The following is a 1,419-nucleotide window of genomic DNA, read 5'->3' as shown; positions in this document are numbered from 1 at the left end:
GGCTCTTCGCATTTAAGGGTGTAGAAAAAATCTGACCGGCTGGAAAAGGAGTCGAGGATCTTAGAAAATGTAAGCTCTCACACCAACAAAAACTAAGCCCCCGACGTGAACAATCTTACCTTTTCTAGCCCTGATCTTTCCAGCTTTTGCCAACTGAATAACCTCGGCCTGACTGCCACTGGACAACATCTTTGTGCAGAGCGCGCCGTCATCGAATGTCGTTTAACCAAAGCACCCGAGCCATGCCCCAAGTGCGGGGCTGCTGGTGTTTCACGCGGTACTGTCGATAGGCATCTTGCTCACACACCTTACGGACAACGACCAACCAGATTGCTGCTGCGTATCCGTCGCTGGCGTTGTGCTTGCGGCTGTTTCTGGCATGAAGATACAAACAGTGCAGCACCTCCACGTTCAAAGCTTTCATATGGGGCGATACGCTGGGCATTAGCTGCCATCGTGCTGGATCATCTGTCGGTATCTCGTGTTGCGAGCCAGCTTGATGTTGCATGGCACACCGCTAATAATGCCATTATCAACGAAGGACGGCGCCTGCTTTTTAATGACTCGACACGTTTTGACGGTGTGACCGTGCTGGGCGTGGATGAGCATGTTTGGCGACATACACGCTGTGGTGACAAGTACGTCACCATCGTGGTTGACCTTACGCCCGTGCGTAACAAAAACGGGCCGGCCCGCTTGCTCGATGTGCTGGAAGGCCGCTCCAAACAAGCCTTTAAGCAATGGCTACAGAGTCGCCCCAAATCGTGGCGTGACCAGATCGAAAGCATTGCCATGGACGGTTTTACGGGGTTTAAATCTGCAGCGCAAGAAGCCCTGCCTCAAGCCCAAACCGTGCTGGATCCTTTCCATGTCGTGCGCTGGGCAAGCAACATGCTGGATGAATGCCGCCGGCGTGTGCAACACGACATCCTGGGCCGCAGAGGGCGTAAAAATGACCCGCTCTACAAAAGCCGTCGAACGCTACTGACTCGGATCAGCTACCTGTCTGACGCCAACAAAAAGCAACTGTTCCAGCTGTTTGCAGATGAGCACCACCTCGAAGTGGATTGCACCTGGAGCATGTACCAACGGGTGGTCAGCGCCTACAACGAGCCGGATCGAAAACGTGGTAAAAAACTCATGGAAGAGGTCATAAATATCATTACAGCCAGCGACTTGCCCAAAGCGCTCATCGAGGTGAAAGGCTTGGGGGAAACGCTGAAAAAATACGCTGAGAGCATCCTTGCCTACTTCGACCGGCCAGGAACCAGCAACGGTCCAACAGAAGCTATCAACGGGCGACTTGAGCACTTACGAGGTACCGCCTTGGGCTTTAGAAATTTAACCAATTACATAGCCAGGTGCTTGCTGAAGTCAGGAGGGTTTAGAAATCAGCTACACCCTTAAATGCGAAGAGCC

Annotated in this window: 1 protein-coding gene; it reads left to right on the top strand. The window is 52.6% G+C overall.

All coding sequences use genetic code 11. The annotated features are described in order from the left end of the window. The first annotated feature begins 105 nt into the window (after nt 1-105). Nucleotides 106-1,407, top strand: coding sequence for an ISL3-like element IS1411 family transposase (locus tag ACZRJ6_RS26195; protein ID WP_011920678.1), 1,302 nt, complete (start codon nt 106-108; stop codon nt 1,405-1,407). The last annotated feature ends 12 nt before the right edge of the window (nt 1,408-1,419 follow it).

The organism is Pseudomonas sp. C321, assembly GCF_055407105.1.
The sequence above is the reverse complement of the archived record's forward strand: the minus strand, read 5'-3'. Positions and strand labels throughout refer to the sequence as shown.